This window comes from Kocuria palustris (assembly GCF_007666205.1).
GTDB lineage: Bacteria > Actinomycetota > Actinomycetes > Actinomycetales > Micrococcaceae > Kocuria > Kocuria palustris_A.
Genome location: NZ_VDOR01000002.1, coordinates 148,364 through 165,541, shown reverse-complemented (window position 1 = coordinate 165,541; position 17,178 = coordinate 148,364). Strand labels below are relative to the sequence as shown.

General features: G+C 71.4%; 16 protein-coding genes and 1 tRNA gene. 9 read left to right on the top strand and 8 right to left on the bottom strand.

Going from position 1 to position 17,178, the window contains the following annotated elements:
• Positions 1-4: 4 nt before the first annotated feature.
• From mnhG to FSY66_RS02820, 6 genes are read right to left on the bottom strand one after another with little or no spacing between them, the layout of a single operon-like run.
• A complete protein-coding gene (gene mnhG / locus FSY66_RS02845) occupies positions 5-394 on the bottom strand; it encodes a monovalent cation/H(+) antiporter subunit G (RefSeq protein WP_144791090.1) in 390 nt (129 codons plus the stop codon).
• Positions 391-777 (bottom strand): MrpF/PhaF family protein, encoded by a 387-nt coding sequence (locus FSY66_RS02840; RefSeq protein WP_144791088.1) that lies wholly within the window; start codon positions 775-777, stop codon positions 391-393. Before FSY66_RS02840 ends, mnhG begins: the two co-directional genes overlap by 4 nt.
• Entirely contained in the window at positions 774-1,535 is a 762-nt protein-coding gene (locus FSY66_RS02835; RefSeq protein WP_144791087.1) for a Na+/H+ antiporter subunit E, read from the bottom strand. Before FSY66_RS02835 ends, FSY66_RS02840 begins: the two co-directional genes overlap by 4 nt.
• A complete protein-coding gene (locus tag FSY66_RS02830) occupies positions 1,532-3,364 on the bottom strand; it encodes a Na+/H+ antiporter subunit D (protein ID WP_186304375.1) in 1,833 nt (610 codons plus the stop codon). Before FSY66_RS02830 ends, FSY66_RS02835 begins: the two co-directional genes overlap by 4 nt.
• Positions 3,361-3,882: a Na(+)/H(+) antiporter subunit C gene (locus FSY66_RS02825; RefSeq protein ID WP_144791086.1), complete on the bottom strand. Its 522-nt coding sequence runs from the start codon at positions 3,880-3,882 to the stop codon at positions 3,361-3,363. The genes FSY66_RS02830 and FSY66_RS02825 overlap by 4 nt, the downstream gene beginning before the upstream one ends.
• Positions 3,879-7,118 (bottom strand): Na+/H+ antiporter subunit A, encoded by a 3,240-nt coding sequence (locus FSY66_RS02820; RefSeq protein ID WP_144791085.1) that lies wholly within the window; start codon positions 7,116-7,118, stop codon positions 3,879-3,881. The genes FSY66_RS02825 and FSY66_RS02820 overlap by 4 nt, the downstream gene beginning before the upstream one ends.
• 211 nt (positions 7,119-7,329) lie before the next feature.
• On the opposite strand from FSY66_RS02820, the gene FSY66_RS02815 reads away from it, so the two are divergent.
• Positions 7,330-8,688: an MFS transporter gene (locus tag FSY66_RS02815; RefSeq protein WP_144791084.1), complete on the top strand. Its 1,359-nt coding sequence runs from the start codon at positions 7,330-7,332 to the stop codon at positions 8,686-8,688.
• A gap of 32 nt (positions 8,689-8,720) precedes the next feature.
• Here FSY66_RS02815 and dcd read toward each other — a convergent pair whose 3' ends face one another.
• Complete coding sequence (gene dcd / locus FSY66_RS02810) at positions 8,721-9,302, bottom strand: dCTP deaminase (RefSeq protein WP_144791083.1); 582 nt, start codon at positions 9,300-9,302, stop codon at positions 8,721-8,723.
• A 96-nt stretch (positions 9,303-9,398) separates the two neighbouring features.
• Between dcd and FSY66_RS02805 the strand changes: the two genes are divergently transcribed.
• The 8 genes from FSY66_RS02805 to FSY66_RS02770 all read left to right on the top strand — a co-directional run bounded on the left by FSY66_RS02805 (position 9,399) and on the right by FSY66_RS02770 (position 16,331).
• Positions 9,399-9,469 (top strand) — tRNA-Gly (locus FSY66_RS02805).
• Between the two features lie 117 nt (positions 9,470-9,586).
• The gene (locus FSY66_RS02800) at positions 9,587-10,273 is read left to right on the top strand and encodes a class I SAM-dependent methyltransferase (protein ID WP_313955531.1); all 687 of its coding nucleotides are present in this window, start codon (positions 9,587-9,589) and stop codon (positions 10,271-10,273) included.
• Positions 10,274-10,331: 58 nt separating this feature from the next.
• Complete coding sequence (gene panD / locus FSY66_RS02795; protein ID WP_144791082.1) at positions 10,332-10,781, top strand: aspartate 1-decarboxylase; 450 nt, start codon at positions 10,332-10,334, stop codon at positions 10,779-10,781.
• A 1-nt stretch (position 10,782) separates the two neighbouring features.
• Entirely contained in the window at positions 10,783-11,799 is a 1,017-nt protein-coding gene (locus tag FSY66_RS02790; RefSeq protein ID WP_144791080.1) for an AEC family transporter, read from the top strand.
• Positions 11,800-11,948: 149 nt separating this feature from the next.
• The gene (locus FSY66_RS02785; protein ID WP_260853406.1) at positions 11,949-13,247 is read left to right on the top strand and encodes an extracellular solute-binding protein; all 1,299 of its coding nucleotides are present in this window, start codon (positions 11,949-11,951) and stop codon (positions 13,245-13,247) included.
• Positions 13,244-14,182, top strand: coding sequence for a carbohydrate ABC transporter permease (locus FSY66_RS02780; RefSeq protein ID WP_144791077.1), 939 nt, complete (start codon positions 13,244-13,246; stop codon positions 14,180-14,182). The genes FSY66_RS02785 and FSY66_RS02780 overlap by 4 nt, the downstream gene beginning before the upstream one ends.
• A gap of 3 nt (positions 14,183-14,185) precedes the next feature.
• Positions 14,186-15,019, top strand: coding sequence for a carbohydrate ABC transporter permease (locus FSY66_RS02775; protein WP_144791075.1), 834 nt, complete (start codon positions 14,186-14,188; stop codon positions 15,017-15,019).
• Between the two features lie 52 nt (positions 15,020-15,071).
• Positions 15,072-16,331: an ABC transporter ATP-binding protein gene (locus FSY66_RS02770; protein ID WP_144791073.1), complete on the top strand. Its 1,260-nt coding sequence runs from the start codon at positions 15,072-15,074 to the stop codon at positions 16,329-16,331.
• Positions 16,332-16,445: 114 nt separating this feature from the next.
• Here the strand turns inward: FSY66_RS02770 and FSY66_RS02765 are convergent, their stop codons facing one another.
• Positions 16,446-17,108 carry a hypothetical protein gene (locus FSY66_RS02765; RefSeq protein WP_144791070.1) on the bottom strand — a complete coding sequence of 221 codons (663 nt, stop codon included), beginning with the start codon at positions 17,106-17,108 and terminating at the stop codon, positions 16,446-16,448.
• Positions 17,109-17,178 lie beyond the last annotated feature (70 nt).

Here is a 17,178-nt window from a genome sequence, read left to right as displayed (position 1 = left end):
CAGCCTAGCGCGAGCGGCCGGTCTCCTGCTCGGCTTCCTCGCTGTCCGCGGCCTCGAGGGCCGCGGCGAGGTCGTCCTCGATCAGGTCGTCGTCGCTCACGTGCTTGGTGCGGTAGCTCGAGCGCCCGACCATGTGCGCCGAGACGGGCGCGGTGAGCAGCATGAGGCCCCAGCCCAGCAGTGCCAGCGGCAGCAGCGACCACTCCCGGACGTTGATCACGACGGCCAGCAGCATGCACAGCAGCCCCAGCACCTGCGGCTTGGTGGCCGCGTGCATGCGGGAGAGGATGTCCGGCAGCCGGATCAGCCCGAGCCCCGCCGTCAGGGACATGAGGCAGCCCACCAGCAGCAGGATCGCCACGGCGATGTCCAGCACCATGTCGATCGGACTCATCGCGATCCTCCTGTCTGCTCATCGGCCTGCCCGGGTGCCAGGGGCTCGTCGGAGCCGCTGGACGCCGAGGCCGCCTCGGCGGGCTCCTTGGTCGCGCCGCCGTCGGTCTCGCCCGTCTTCCGGGGCCGGGTGGGCTGCACGAAGCGGGCGACCGAGACCGAGCCGATGAAGCCCAGCAGGGAGACCGTCACGACGACGATCATGTAGTCGGTGTGATCCCGCCAGACCATCTCCAGGGCGATCGCGGCGACCACGACCGAGAGGAGGACGTCGCTCGAGAGCACCCGGTCCAGCAGAGCGGGCCCCTTCACCAGGCGGTAGAGCACGCCCGCGGCGGCCACGCCCAGCATCGCGAGGCACACGGCCATGACAACGGTGCTCATCGGCTCTGCTCCTCCTCGTGTCGCGCCCCGGGGCGGTCGCCGCGGGGGTCGGCGGCCTGGGCCTGCGGACCGGTGCTCGGCCGCTCGCCGCGCTCGCGCCGCTCCTTCGCCTGCCGGGCGTAGCCGGTCCAGCTGTGCAGGGCCGCGCGGGGATCGCGGGCGCGGCCCTCCGCGGCGTCCTCGCGGCGCAGGGCGGCGTAGTCCTCCGGGGAGCCCATCATCCGGATCCAGGCCGCCTCGGTGTTGCGCACGCTCTCGCGGAAGTGCTGGATGTCCTCGTCGTCGTGCACGTCCAGGACGTGGAAGTAGAGCATGGCCCCCGGCCGGTCCACCTCGAGCAGCACCGAGCCGGGGATCAGTCCCGTCGTGTTGCCGGTCGCGGTGAGGATCAGATCGGAGTGCGAGCGCATCTGCACGCCGGCGATCGCGGACTCCGCCCGCGGGCCCTGGGCGATCACGGTCCACATGACCTCGAAGCTCGCGCGGATCACCTGCCAGAGGAAGGTCGCGAAGAGGGTGATGGCGTGCACCACGCTGAAGCGGCTCGACAGCTGCACGGGAGGCAGCGCGAGCAGCCGGGTGACCAGCAGCGAGAAGATCAGCCCGACGAGCAGGTTCTTGACGCTGATCTCGCCCCAGAGGATGGCCCAGACGAGCATCAGCCACAGGATCAGCGGGATCTCGACGACCCACCGGTGCTCTCGCCGGCGGGGCGGCCGGGAGGACGCCCTCCCGTGTGCGGTCGGTGTGGAGCTCACTGCGCTGCCTCCTCCGGGTCGCCGGCGTGGTCGGGGGAGCCCTCGTCCGAGGGCCGGGAGTCGGTGCCGTCGTAGATCTCGCGCTGGATCCCCGCGCCGCTGTCCTCGCCGACGTTCTCGCCGTACTGCTCGCCCTCGGGCAGATCGGCCGGGGGCGGCGATCCGCCCTCCCCCGAGCCGCCCTCCTCGACGACGCCGCGCGGCCCTCCGTCCTCACCCAGGACGGACTCGACGTAGCGGCCGGGATCCGCCAGGTTCTCCGCGGCGTTGTCGGCCACCGAGAACAGCGGGCCGGCGAAGACGGTCAGCGCGACGCCGAGCGCCACCAGGCCTGCGGTGGGGGCCACCATGGACAGCGGCATGAGCTGCACGTTGCTGCGCCCGGCCCAGCGTCCGCCGCCGTCGACGTCCATGGACACGGAGGCCGCGTTGCCGGAGCCGTGCTCGCGGGCCTCCTCCCGGGAGACCAGCAGGACGGGGTCCGGGTAGTCGGCATCGTCGGCAGAGCGCAGGAACGCCTTGTTCCACACGCGCATCAGCGCCATGAGCGTGAGCAGCGAGGTCAGCACGGAGCCCGCGATCACGACCCAGATCACCCAGCCGCCCTGGTCGGTGCCGGCCTGGATCAGGCCGACCTTGCCCAGGAAGCCGGAGAACGGGGGGATGCCGCCGAGGTTCAGCGCCGGGATCAGGTACAGCAGGGCCAGCGCCGGGGAGAGCCGCACCAGCCCGCCCAGGCGGTCCGTGTTGGTCGACCCGCCGCGGCGCTCGATCAGGCCGGCCACCAGGAAGAGGCTGGTCTGGATGATGATGTGGTGGACCACGTAGTACACGACCGCGGCCAGGGCCGTCTGCGAGCCGACGGCGATGCCGAAGACCATGTAGCCGATGTGGCTGACCAGCGTGAAGGACAGCAGGCGCTTGATGTCGATCTGGGCCAGGGCGCCCAGGATGCCGACGATCATCGTCAGCAGGGAGACCCACAGCAGCAGCTGGTCCACCCCGTCGCCGGGGAAGAGCAGCGTCTCCGTGCGGATGATCGAGTAGACGCCCACCTTGGTCAGCAGCCCGGCGAACACCGCCGTGACCGGGGCGGAGGCCGTGGGGTAGGAGTCGGGCAGCCAGAAGGACAGCGGGAAGACCGCCGCCTTGATCCCGAAGGCGATGAGCAGCATGAGGTGCAGCTGCATCTGGGTCCCCTCGGGCAGGTCGCCGAGCTTCACGGCCAGGTCCGCCATGTTCACCGTGCCCGTGGCGGCGTAGATCATGGCGATCGCGATCAGGAACAGGATCGAGGAGATGATCGAGACGACCACATAGGTCACGCCCGCCCGGATGCGCTGCGTCGTGCCGCCCATGGTCATCAGGACGTACGACGCCACCAGCAGGATCTCGAAGCCGACGTACAGGTTGAACAGGTCGCCGGCCAGGAAGGCGTTGGACACGCCCGCCACCAGGATCAGGAACGTGGGGTAGAAGATCGAGATGGGGCCGTCGTCATCGCCGTCGGCGACGCCCTGGCCGGTCGCGAACAGCAGCACGGCCAGCGACACCGCGGTGGAGACCACGAGCATGATGGCCGAGAGCTGGTCCACGACCAGGACGATGCCGAACGGCGCCTCCCAGCCGGCGATGTTCACCGAGGTGGGGGCCGTCTCCCAGGCCTGCGCGAGGATGAAGCTCTCGACCGCGAGGGTCGCGGTCAGCGAGGTGATGGCCACGAACCGCTGGGCGCGGTTGCGGTGGACCAGCATCAGCGACAGCGCGGCGCCGACGAAGGGCAGGATGATGGCCAGCGGCGCGAGCTGGGCGACGTCGAGATCGATCATCGCTGGGACTCCTTCCGCGACCGGCGCCTGTCGGAGTTCTCCTGCTCCCTGCGGTGGCGTGCCAGCTCCTCGGCCCTCTCCTTCTCGTGCTTGTCGATGTCCTCGTCGTCGAAGTCGGAGTCCTGCTCTGCGACGTCGGCATCGAGCTCCTCGTCGTAGGACGACTGGGTCGCCACGCGACGGTCCTCGGCGTCGTCCGTGATCTCGTCGCGGTGCGAGAGCACCCACGAGCGGTAGATCATGCCCAGCAGGAACGCGGTGAGCCCGAAGCCGATCACGATCGCCGTCAGGACCAGCGCCTGCGGCAGCGGATCGGAGTACGCCCGGGGGTCGAGCCCCGAGTCGTAGAGCGGCGAGCGCCCCGGCAGGCCCCCGGCGTGCAGCAGCAGCAGGTTCGTGCCGTTGGTCAGCAGCATGATGCCCAGCAGCACGCGGGTCAGCGAGCGCTCCAGGACCAGGTAGATGCCGACGGAGTACAGCACGCCCATGACCAGCAGCAGCGTGAGGTTCAGGCTCATCGTCGTCCCTCCTCGGCCTCGTGATCGGTCCTCGACGCACCGCGGCCCGTGTTCAGGATCTGCTCGCGCCGCAGCCCCCCGCCGGAGGCGTCGTCCTGGTCCCCGATGTCCTTGAGGTCCGTCCGGGAGACGGTCACATCCCGGGTGGCGTCGGACTCGGTCAGATCGACGTCGTCGCTGGCCTCCTCGCGCAGGACGGTGATCGCCCCGGTGCTGCCCGGCTCGCTGGACGGGCGGCGGACCACGCGGATGCGCGAGCCGCCGCGGCCCGCGGCACGGCGACGGCGGCGCAGCGCGTCGTCCTCGGAGTGCTGGTCGATCTGCCCGCCGAGCGAGCGCAGGACGTCGAGGATCGTGCCCACGACCACCAGGTAGACGCCGACGTCGAAGATGACCGCGGTCACGAACTTCACGTGCCCGATGATCGGCCAGTCCCCCTCGAACGTGTAGCTCTGCATGATCGAGCCGCCGAAGAACACGGGAGCGATCGCGTACACGGCCCCGATCAGCAGGCCGAGCCCGAGCATGGTTCCGGCGTTGACCGGGGTCGAGCGCCACAGCTCGTAGCGCCCGCCCGCGATGTAGCGCAGCGTCAGCGCCAGGCCGGCCGTCAGCCCGCCGGCGAACCCGCCGCCGGGCAGGTTGTGGCCCGCGATCAGGAAGTACAGCGAGAACATGATGATCGTGTGGAAGAGCAGGCGCGTCACGATCTCGAGCACGATCGAGCGCCGCTCGGGCGACAGGGTGCGCCCGGCCACGATGTAGGGGTCGTCGAACCCACCGCGGAAGCCGCGCGAGGCGCGGTCGTACTCGGTCTCGTGCACTCTCGCGGTGACCTCGGCGCGCCGGCGGATCTGCCGGATCTGCCCGGTGCTCGGGCTGACCGCCCGCGGGCGGTCGCGGCGGCCCTGCACGAAGATCAGCGAGGCGATGCCCGTGGCGGCCAGCACGAGCACGGAGATCTCGCCGAAGGTGTCCCACACGCGGATGTCCACGAGCAGGGTGTTGACGACGTTCTCGCCGTCGCCTCCCTCGTAGGCCATCTGCGGCAGGGCGAAGGAGATCGGGGACTCCGTGCGCGAGGCCATCGAGAACGCCGTCAGCAGCATCATGAAGACGCCGAACGCCACGGCGATGATCGCCCGGGGGAGCCGGGAGCGGTCCGCCCGGCGGTCCCACACCGGCGCCGGCAGCGTGCGCAGCGCGAGCACGAAGGCCACCAGCGCGATCGTCTCGACGAGCGTCTGGGTCAGGGCCAGGTCCGGGGCGCCCTGCAGGGCGAAGGTCAGCGCGAGGCCGTAGCCGGTCACCGAGACCAGCAGGACGGCCAGGAACCGCTTGCCCGCCCGCAGCACGGCCAGGGCCGCGCCGATGATCAGGGCGGCCGCCACGAGCTGGCCCCAGGAGTCCGCGATGCGCATGGAGCCCAGCGGCGGGGTCTCGTGGAGGAACAGCACCGTGACCGGCACGACGATCGCCGTCACGAAGATGACCGAGAGGTAGAAGGTCAGCGAGCCGCGCTGGGTCTTGCCCGTGACCCACACCGCCAGGCGGTCGAGGGCGTCGATGACCTCGCGGTAGATCCGCTCCGCCGGGGGCATGTGCGGCAGCCCGTGGAGCAGCTGCGCGAGCACGCGCCGGTTGGCGTGGAGGATCAGGCCAACGGCGATGATCCCCAGGGAGATCAGCAGGGCGGGCGTGACGCCGTGCCAGAGGGCCAGGTGCAGGGTGGCCTCGCCGTCGAACTCCCCGACCCAGGGCATCAGGGCCGACTCGACCGGGCCAGGCACGAAGCCGTAGACGACGGTGAGCACGGTCAGCACCACGGCGGGGGCGGTGAACGACGGGGCGGCGCGATGGGCCGGGGTGCGCATGGGCCGGCCGTCCTCGCCCGTGGGCAGCTGCGCGAAGGCGCTGCGCTTGACCCCGAAGGCCCCCCACACGAAGCGCGCGGAGTACACGACGGTGAAGACCGAGCCCAGGATCACGCCCAGCAGGCGGATCCACGCGACCGGATCGCCGCCCTGCGCTCCGACGCCGTCGACGAGCGCGCCCAGGACGGCCTCCTTGGCCACGAAGCCGCCGAACGGGGGGATGCCGGCCATCGAGGCCGCCGCGATGATCGCGACGACGAGCAGCACCGGCATCTGCTTGCCGAGACCGGAGAGCTTGCGGATGTCGCGCGTGCCGGTCTCGTGGTCGATGATGCCGACGGTGAGGAAGAGCGTGGCCTTGAACAGGGCGTGGCCCACGAGCAGGGCCATCCCGGCCAGGGCGGCATCCGGGGTGTCGGCCGAGAGCACGATGACCATGAAGCCGAGCTGCGAGACGGTGCCGTAGGCCAGCAGCAGCTTGAGGTCGTACTGGCGCATGGCGACCCAGCCGCCGAAGACCATGGTCCCGACGCCCAGGGTGACCAGCATGGGCTGCCAGGCCGCGGTCTCCGAGAACCCGGGGGCGAGACGGGCGACGAGGTAGATGCCGGCCTTCACCATCGAGGCGGCGTGCAGATAGGCCGAGACCGGAGTGGGCGCGGCCATGGCCTCGGGCAGCCAGAAGTGGAACGGGATCAGCGCGGACTTGGTCACCGCGCCGACGAGCAGCAGCGCGATCGCGACGTCGACGATGGGCCCGTCGACGGCCAGCTGCGGGCCCATGGCGACGAGCTCGGAGATCCGGTAGGTGCCGGCGGTCTGCCCCAGCAGGATCACGCCCACGAGCATGGTCAGCCCGCCGGCGGTCGTGATCACCAGGGCCTGCATGGAGGCGCGGCGGGCCGAGAGCCGGGTGCGCGCGTAGCCGATGAGCAGGAAGGACAGGACGGTCGTGATCTCCCAGAAGACGAACAGCAGCAGGAGGTCGTCGGCCACGACCAGGCCGTACATGGCGCCGGCGAAGGCCACGAGCTGGGCGCCGAAGGTCCCGATGTCCGGGGAGTCGTCCGAGAAGTACCGGGCGCAGTAGGCCAGCACGAGGGCGCCGATCCCGAGCACGATCAGCGACATCACCCAGGCCAGGGAGTCCGTGCGCAGCGCGATCGACAGATCGAGGGTCGGCAGCCACGGGATGTCCTGGACCCACTGCCCCGACGCGGCGCGCCCGCCCTGCAGGAGCACCCAGACGAACGAGGCGGCCGGGACCGCCGCGATCAGGTAGAACGCCGACCGCCCGAGTCGCTGGAACAGCGGCGCCGCCAGGAGCGCAATGACTGCGTGGGCGATCAGCACTGCCAGCACGGGCGCCTCCGCTTCGGCTCGGGGAGTCGACGCGGATCGGCGGCGCGGCCCAGGCGGCCGTGCATGACCGCCCGAGCCGACGCGACCAGCGCCAAGGTGGGAACTGCCATATACCGTACCAAGCGGCCCGCCCGGCCTCCCAGCCGGGGCGATCCCTTCGCCCTCTGGCGAAATCGCCGCCCAGGGGGCCGTCCGCCCTAGGCTTCCGGGCGTGGACACCACCGCGGGCCGGGCGGCCGGCTCCTCCCGGGCGGGCGCGCCCCCGCTCTCCCCCGCCGGAGCCGGGGCCCTGCGCTCCTGGTACCTCTACGACGCCGCGATCTCCGTGATCGATGCGCTGATGATCACGTTCGTGTTCTCGACCTACCTGACCTCGGAGGCCTTCGGCTCCCCCGAGCGCACCACCCAGATGCTGTCCCGGGGGACGGTGGTCGCCGCCGTCGTCATCGCGCTGGCCGCGCCCATGATCGGCTGGCTGTCGGATCGCAGCGGACGACGCTCCACGGGCATCGCCGTGTTCACCGGCATCTCGGTGCTGTGCACCGCCGCCTGTTTCCTGGTCCGCCCCGAGGAGCAGCTCCTGGTGCTCGGCATCGCGCTGCTCAGCGCCGCGAATGCGGCCAAGGAGCTGGCCGTCGTCGACTACTACGCCGCCCTGCCGAGCCTGGCCACCGCCGAGTCGATCGGGCGCGTGAGCGGCCGGGGATGGGCCGCCGGCTACATCGGGTCGATCCTGGCCACCGCGTTCGTGCTCTTCGGCTTCGTCGCCCCGGGCTTCCTGGGCCTGCCGACCGACGACGCCCTCAACGTCCGCGCCGTCGCCCTGTTCTGCGCCGCGTGGTGCGCCGTGCTCGCCGCGCCCCTGGTCCTCGGCCTGCGCCGCCACGAGAGCCGCCGCCCGCGCCCGCCGGCCCCGCGATCCGGCGGCGGCCCGGCGGCCCCCTACCGGGAGGTCCTGCGCATGATCGGGCACCTGTGGCGCGAGGACCGCACCGCGCTGCGGTTCCTGCTGGCCTCGGCCGTGTTCCGCGACGGCCTCTCCGCCGTCTTCGCCTTCGGCGGCGTGATCGCCGCGGGCACGTTCGGCTTCGGCCTGAGCGAGGTCATGGTCTTCGCGATCGCCGGCAATCTGGTGGCGGGGCTCGGAGCGCTGCTGGGCGGCCAGCTCGACGACCGCCTGGGGCCCCGGGCGGTGATCGCCGGCGCCCTGGTCCTGGTCCTCGTCGCGGGGACCCCGCTGCTGCTGCTCGAGGGCAAGGCCGCGTTCTGGGTCTGCGGCCTGCTGCTGTGCGCGGCCGTCGGGCCCGCCCAGGCGTCGTCGCGGTCCTACCTGGGCCGCCTGACCGCCGCGGGGACCGAGGGCGCCCTCTACGGCCTCTACGCGACGACGGGCCGGGTCGTCAGCTTCCTGGCGCCGCTGCTGTTCGGGGTCGCCATCGGCGTCTTCGGGCAGCAGCGCTTCGGCATCCTGGGGATCCTCGTCGTGATCCTGCTGGGGCTGCTCCTGATGCGGGGGCTTCCGGCGCGGCCCCGCCCGGGCGAGGCCCTGACGACGACCGCCTCGCGCTGAGGCCCCCTGCGCCGGGCCTCGGCGCAGCGGCCTCAGCGCTCCAGGCGGGTCCGGTGGAAGCTCAGATGCGACCGCGAGGCCGTGGGCCCGCGCTGGCCCTGGTAGCGGTTCTGGTGCTCGCCGGTGCCGTAGGGGTGCTCGGCCGCGGAGGAGAGCCGGAAGAAGCACAGCTGCCCGACCTTGGAGCCCGGCCACAGCTTGATCGGCAGCGTGGCCATGTTGGACAGCTCGAGGGTCACGTGCCCGGAGAAGCCCGGGTCGATGAAGCCGGCGGTCGAGTGCGTCAGCAGCCCCAGGCGCCCCAGCGAGGACTTCCCCTCGAGCCGGGCGGCGATGTCGTCGGGCAGGGTGACGCACTCGTAGGTCGAGCCCAGCACGAACTCCCCCGGGTGCAGGACGAACGGCTCGTCGGGGTCGACCTCCACGAGCCGGGTCAGCCCCGGCTGCTCGATCGACGGGTCGATCACGGCGTGCTTGTGGTTGTCGAAGAGGCGGAACCACCGGTCCAGGCGGACGTCGATGCTCGACGGCTGGACGAGGTCGAGGTCGCAGGGCTCGAGCCGGACCCGCTGGGCCTCGAGCTCGGCGCGGATGTCGCGGTCGGAGAGCAGCACGGCGACACGGTATCCCACTCCTCCCGGCGGCCTCCCCCGCGGCATCGGCCGCGTTGGCGTCCGATCCGGGACTGCGGTAGAGTCGAGCGTTGTCGCGCGGCTGTAGCTCAATGGTAGAGCGCACGCTTCCCAAGCCTGATACGCGGGTTCGATTCCCGTCAGCCGCTCTCCGGCCGGTCCCCGCCGGCACAGCGCCCGCAGCCCATCCGGCCTGCGGGCGCTTCTCGTGGGAGGACGGCCCCGCGCGGGATCCGAGCGCGGCCGGCGCAGAACAGGAGCTCGACATGGACAGCGCATCCCGGCCCGACCGGCCCGCCGCAGAGCATTCCGGCAGCGGCATGTCCGCCGGCGGGAGCGTTCCCTCCGATCGCCTCCTGACCCTGTGGGAGGGCGTCGTCTCCCGCGATCCCGAGCATTCCCGCCGCTACATCCGCCGCTTCGAGGACATGCGCCGCGACGGCGCCGACCTCGACGGCGAGGCCCGCCTGATCGATGCCCTGGCCGCGCGCGGCGCACGGATCCTCGACGCCGGCTGCGGTCCGGGCCGCATCGGCGGGGAGCTCGCCCGGCGCGGCCACCGCGTCACGGGGGTGGACATCGACCCCGCCCTGCTCGAGGCGGCGCGCGCCGATCATCCGGGAGCCCTGTGGCTGCACGGCGACCTGGCCCACCTGGCGGCGCTCGACGCCCAGCTGCCCCGCGAGGGCTTCGACCTCATCGTGTGCGCCGGCAACGTGATGACCTTCTTGGCGCCGGGCACCGCCCCGGACGTGCTGCGCGGCTTCCGCGAGCGCCTGGCCCCCGAAGGCCGCGCCGTGATCGGCTTCGGCTCCGGACGCGGCTACGAGACGGAGCAGTTCGTCCGCGACGCCGCGGCCGCGGGCTTCGGCGGGATCCAGCGCTTCGCGACCTGGGACCTGCGCCCGCACGAGCGCGACAGCGGCTTCCTCGTGGCCGTGCTCGCGCCCTGACCCGCTCGCCGCGCCCCGCCCCCAGCCCGCATCCGCACCGCACCCGCGAAAGGCAGCCATGCTGCGCACCATGTTCACCGGCAAGATCCACCGCGCGACCGTGACCCACGCCGACCTCCACTACGTGGGCTCCGTGACGGTCGACCTCGACCTGCTCGAGGCCGCCGACATCCTGCCGGGGCAGCTGGTCCACGTCGTCGACATCACGAACGGCGCCCGGCTCGAGACCTACACGATCCCCGGCGAGCGCGGCTCGGGCGTGATCGGGATCAACGGCGCCGCCGCCCACCTGGTGGCCGCCGGCGATCTCGTGATCCTCATGGCCTACGCGCAGATGGACGACGACGAGGCCCGCACGTACGAGCCCCGCGTGGTCCATGTCGATGCGGGCAATCGCATCGTGCACCTGGGCGAGGACCCGGCCGAGGCCGTCGTCGAGGGCGTGAAGACCCCCGATCATGCGGTGAGCTCCCCCCAGGCCCGGGCGGCGATGGACGCGCAGCGCTGACATGGCCGGCGTCCTGGCGGGCTTCGCGGTCATCTGGATCATCATCCTGGTGGGCGCGGCGGTCTCCCGCACCGGGGTGCTGGGAGAGGCCGGCCAGCGCTCCCTGAGCGCCTTCTCCTTCTGGGTGGCCTCCCCGTGCCTGCTCTTCCTGACCGTCTCCGGGGCGGACGTCTCGCAGATCTTCTCCGCGCCGCTGCTCGTGGCCCTCGTCTCCGCCTGGGCCACCGCCGCGCTGTGGTGGGGGTTCGTCGCCGTGCGGCATCGGCTGCGCCGCCGCTCGAGCGCCGGCGCGCCTGCCGGAGCGCGCCCGAGCACCGAGGGCCCGGACGTCGAGCGCCCCCGAGCCGAGGGCTCGCGGGCTCGCGTGGGCGAGGCGATCATGGCGGGGCAGTCCGCCTCGATGGTCAACTCCGCCAACCTGGGGATCCCGCTGACCACGTTCGTGCTGGGCGACGCCTCCGCCGTGGTGCCCGTGATCCTCTTCCAGCTGGCGATCTACACGCCCATCTACCTCTCCCTCATGGACGTGGCCGTGCTCGGGCGCCGGCCCAACCCGCTGTCGCTGCTGCGCTCGGTCGCGACGAACCCCATGATCCTCGGCTCCCTGCTGGGGGTCCTGTTCTCCGCGACCGGCTGGCAGCTGCCCACGGTGGCCCGGCAGCCGATCGAGCTGATCGCCGGTGCGGCGATCCCCTGCATGCTGGCCGCCTTCGGGATGTCGCTGGTGACCCACCGGCCGCTGCGCGGCACGACGGCCCATCGCGTGGAGGTCACGGCCCTGTCGGGCCTCAAGCTGATCGTGCAGCCGCTGCTCGCCTGGCTCATGGGCTCGGCCATGGGCCTCGACGACGTCATGCTCTACGGCGTCGTGCTCATGGCCGCCCTGCCCACCGCGCAGAACGTCTACATCGCGGCCGTGCGCTACCGCAGCGCGGAGGCCGTGACGCGCGACGTGGTCCTCGTGACCTCCGTGGCGGCCATGGGGACGATGGCCGTCGTGGCCCTCCTGCTGGCCTGAGCCGGGGGCCTGTTCACCTCACGTTCGGAGGACTCGCGGGACGCGCTCAGACGATTGTGTGCGAGTTCACACGTACAGGTACTCTGTGTCGTCGAGGAGCACCGTGACTGCGGGCCGCCTCGCACGGATCGAGCACACGGAGGAACCTCGTGAGAGCAGAGCACCATCGGCGACGGCTGCGCACCGCAGCGGTCGCCTCGATCGGAGCACTGATGCTGGCGGGCTGCGCATCGGATGACGGCGGCCCCACCGAGCTGACGTGGTACATCAACCCCGACGACGGCGGGCAGGCGGCCATCGCCGAGCAGTGCTCCGCCGACTCCGGCGGGAAGTACACCATCACCACCTCGCTGCTGCCCCGCGATGCGGCCACACAGCGCGAGCAGCTGGCCCGGCGCCTGGCGGCCGGCGACCGCTCCATGGACATCATGTCCCTGGACCCGCCGTTCATCCCCGAGCTCGCCGAGCCGGGGTTCCTCGCGACCCCGTCGGACGAGCTCGTCGAGCGGACCACGTCCGACACCCTCGACGGGGCCAAGGCCGGCGCCCAGTGGGACGGCGAGTACGTCTCGATCCCGTTCTGGGCCAACACCCAGCTGCTGTGGTACCGCAAGTCGGTGGCCGAGCAGGCCGGGCTGGACATGTCCGAGCCCGTGACCTGGGACCAGATCATCACGGCGGCGCAGGAGCAGGAGAAGTTCCTGGGCGTCCAGGGCATCCAGGCCGAGTCCATGAGCGTGTGGGTCAACAGCCTGGTCGAGTCGGCCGGCGGGTCGATCATCCAGGGCGACGCCGCCTCGGCCGACACCCTCGAGCTCGCCCTCGACTCGGAGGAGGGCCGCAGGGCCGCCGACATCGTCGGGACGATCGGCCAGGAGGGCCTCGGCGGACCCGGCATCGACACCCAGGACGAGAACGCCGCCATGGAGCAGTTCCGCGGCGACGACGGCTCGTTCATGGTCAACTGGCCGTTCGTCTACTCCGCGACCCAGGCCGCGGTCGAGGAGGGATCGATCGAGCAGTCCGTCATGGACGACATCGCCTGGACCACCTGGCCGCGCGTCGACGAGGACACCCCCGCCAGGCCGCCCCTGGGCGGCATCAACCTCGGCGTGGGCGCGAGCTCGGAGCACCAGGACCTCGCCTGGGAGGCCGTCGAGTGCATCTCGGACCCAGCGAACCAGGCGGAGTACATGGTCTCCGACGGCAACCCCGCCTCCTCCGCCTCGGCCTACGAGGACACCGCGGTCCAGGAGGCCTACCCCATGCACGAGGCCATCCGGGAGTCGCTGGACAACGCGGCGCCGCGTCCGCAGACCCCGTACTACAACGAGATCTCCTCCGGCATCCAGCAGGAGTGGACCCCGATCCATGAGGTGAGCGAGAGCACGCCTGCGCAGTCGCAGGAGTTCATCAGCTCCGTCCTGAAGGGAGAGTCGCTGCTGTGAGCACCTCGACCCACGGCCGCTCGCGGCCCGCCTCCGCCCCGGTCTCCGACCGGCTCAAGTCCGAGCGGCGCCTCGGCTGGCTGCTGGCCGGCCCGGCCTTCGCCGTGATGCTGCTCGTGACGATGTACCCGATCCTCCAGGCGCTGTTCGACTCGCTGTTCTCCTACCGTCTCACCGCACCGGACGACCGCGAGTTCGTCGGCCTGCAGAACTACTGGACCGTCCTCACGGACAGCGTGTTCTGGCAGGACCTGGCGGTCACGCTGCTGATCACGGTCGTGACCGTGGCCGTCGAGCTCGTGCTCGGCTTCGCCCTGGCCCTGGTCATGCACTCCGCCATCAAGCAGCTGCGCGGCCTGCTGCGCACCGTGATCCTGGTGCCCTACGGCATCATCACGGTCGTGTCCGCCTTCGCGTGGTTCTACGCCTTCGACATCAACACCGGCTACGTCAACGACTGGTTCGCGTGGCTGCCGGTGATCGGCCCGGAGTTCAACTGGTTCGGGCAGGGCTGGTCCGCGCTGCTGGTGATCATGGCCTCCGAGATCTGGAAGACCACGCCGTTCATCTCGCTGCTGCTGCTCTCGGGCCTGGCCCAGGTCCCGGACGAGCTCGGCGAGGCCGCCAAGGTCGACGGCGCGGGCTGGTGGGCGCGCATGGTCAAGGTGACCCTGCCGTCCATGAAGGCCGCCATCATGGTCGCGGTGGTGTTCCGCGCCCTGGACGCCTTCCGCATCTTCGACAACATCTACATCATGACCAACGGCCAGTACGGCACCGAGTCGCTCTCGCTGCTGGCCTACCGGACCTCCATCACCCGACTCGAGATCGGCCTCGGCTCGGCGATCTCCGTGATCCTGTTCATCTGCGTCCTGCTGATCGCCCTCATCGCCATCAAGGGCTTCAAGGTGGACCTCACCGGAAGGAAGGGCTGACCCATGACCGGCAAGCAGAAGGCGGGCTGGGCGCTCATCACCGTCCTGGTGCTGCTGTGGTGCCTCTTCCCGGTGCTGTCCATCCTCATGAACTCGTTCAAGTCCGCCGCGGACCTGACCTCGGGCGGCTTCCTGCCCTCCGAGTTCACGTGGGAGAACTACGAGATGATCTTCGTGGGCTCGGCCCAGGATCTCTTCGTCCCGGCGCTGCGCAACTCGATCGGCATCACGCTGATCGCCACGCTCATCGCGGTCGTGCTGGCCACCCTGTGCGCGTACGCGATCGCGCGCCTGGACTTCCGCGGCAAGTCCGTGATCCTGACGACCTCGCTCATGGTCTCCATGTTCCCGGTCGTCTCGATCGTGACCCCGCTGTTCAACATGTGGCGCCAGATCGGGCTCTACGACACCTGGCTGGGCCTCATCCTGCCGTACCTGTCGCTGACCCTGCCGATCTCCATCTGGACGCTGGCGGCCTACTTCCAGCAGATCCCGTGGGACCTGGACTCGGCGGCCCAGGTCGACGGCGCGACGACCCTGCAGTCCTTCCGCAAGGTGATCGTGCCCATGGTGACCCCGGGCATCTTCACGACCGCGATCATCGCGTTCTTCATCGCGTGGAACGACTTCGTGTTCGGCATCGGCCTGACCTCGACCTCGGCGGCCCGCCCCGTGCCGGCCGCGCTGGGCTTCTTCACCGGCGCCTCGCAGTTCGAGGACCCCGCCGGCGCCATCTCGGCCGCGGCGATCATCGTGACCATCCCCGTGGTCATCCTGGTGCTGCTCTTCCAGCGCCAGATCGTCTCCGGCCTGACCCAGGGCGCCGTCAAGGGCTGAGCCCGGGCGTCCCAGAACCCACACTTCCTCCCCACGAGAGGCGCACAGCACCATGGCATCCATCACGATGAACAACCTGATCAAGAGGTACGACGACGGGTTCCCCGCCATCAAGGGCGTCAGCATCGACGTCGCCGACGGCGAGTTCCTGATCCTCGTCGGCCCGTCGGGCTGCGGAAAGTCCACCCTCCTGCGCATGGTCGTGGGCCTGGAGGACATCACCGACGGCGAGCTGCTGATCGACGGCCAGCGCGTCAACGAGAAGCAGCCCCGCGAGCGCAACCTCTCGATGGTCTTCCAGAACTACGCCCTGTACCCGTTCCTGACCGTCTACGAGAACATCGCGTTCCCGCTGCGCCTGGCCAAGGGCGACGACAAGCTCTCCGAGGAGCAGATCGACGCGAAGGTCCGCGAGGCCTCCCGGCTGCTGGACCTGGACGACCACCTCGACCGCAAGCCCGGCAACCTCTCCGGCGGCCAGCGCCAGCGCGTGGCCATGGGCCGCGCGATCGTCCGCGAGGCGGACGCGTTCCTGTTCGACGAGCCGCTGTCGAACCTGGACGCCAAGCTGCGCGGGCAGATGCGCACCGAGATCGCGCAGCTGCAGCGCCGCCTGGGCATCACGTCGCTGTACGTGACGCACGACCAGACCGAGGCCATGACCCTGGGCGATCGGGTGGCCGTGCTCAAGAAGGGCGAGCTGCAGCAGATCGCCTCGCCGCGCGAGCTCTACGAGCAGCCCGTCAACCTCTTCGTGGCCGGCTTCATCGGCGCCCCGTCGATGAACTTCCTGCCCGCCCGGCGCCGCGGCGACGTCTTCGTCACCCCGATCGGCGAGATCCCCGTGCCGGCGCATGCGCAGGGCCGCCTGGACTCGGCCGCCGAGCTGCTCGTGCTGGGGCTGCGCCCCGAGCACTTCGCCGATGCGCGCGACGTGGACGACACCCCGTGGTCGGCAAAGGGCGCGACCTTCGACGCCGAGCTCTCCCACACGGAGTGGCTGGGCAGCCAGCAGTACGGCTACGTCGGCTACGAGCAGGACCGGGACGTCAAGGAGAAGCTCGACGAGCTGGCCCGCGACCTGGACGCCGACGAGATGCCCGCCCAGGTCGTCGTGGAGCTGCCCGCCAGCTCCCGGGTCCGCGGCGGATCGCAGGCCCGGCTGTGGATGAACACCGCCAAGATGCACGTGTTCGATCCGCAGACCGGCGAGAACCTCACCCGCGACGCGGAGGCCGGCGCCGAGCTGACCCGCGAGGCCAACGAGGAGCGCAAGGCCGACATCGAGCGGATGCGCACCCGCGAGGCCTGATCCTCCCCGTGCGGCGCAGCGGCCGGGCCTCCCCTCTGGGAGGCCCGGCCGCTGTCTCGTCCCGCCGACGCCCATCCGCCCCGGCCCGGCCCGGGGCCTGCCGGGGGCGCGGGCTCAGCTCTGGCTCCAGCCCAGCCAGAACAGCAGCAGCACGCAGCCGATCACGGCCAGCCCCGACAGCAGCGGCCGCAGCCACGGGAAGCGCATGAACGGGCCCACGAGCCGCGGCCAGGCCTTCGCCATGTGGGCGGGGCTGGCGCGCTCGAAGCGCTCGGTCCGCACGCCCAGGTGCTCGACGAGCTGCTCGATGGACCGCCGGTCCCAGATGGTCCCGTCCATGCGGAACAGACGGCGCCCGGAGTCGTCGGCCGCCCACAGGTAGGGCCGGGCGGCTCCCGCGCGCTTCGCGCGGCCGTCGGCCCCCTCGGCTGCCGGGCGGCGCAGGGACTCCACGACGACGAGGCGCTCGATCCTCGCCCGCTCCATCGTGTGGAAGCCGATGGTGCGCGAGCCGAGGACGTGGGTCGGGGTGATCGCCACGGTCACGGGGCGCAGCCGGCGCCACACGGCGATCGCGCAGCCCGCGCCCGCCGCGGCGAGCACGATGCCCGCGATCGGCGCCGGACGGCGCACCGCGAGCGCCGCCAGGCACAGCAGCCCCAGCAGCAGCGCGGGCAGGCAGGCCAGCAGCCGCCGGCCCATCGAGCCGATGCGCGGGTGCAGCACCTTCTCCGGAGTGCCGTACCGGGCGGGGATCTGTCGGATGGACTCGGCCATGGCGGCTCCTGCTGGGCGGTCGGTCGCCGGGGCGGGCGGCGGCCCGGCGCACGTCGACACTAGCAACGGG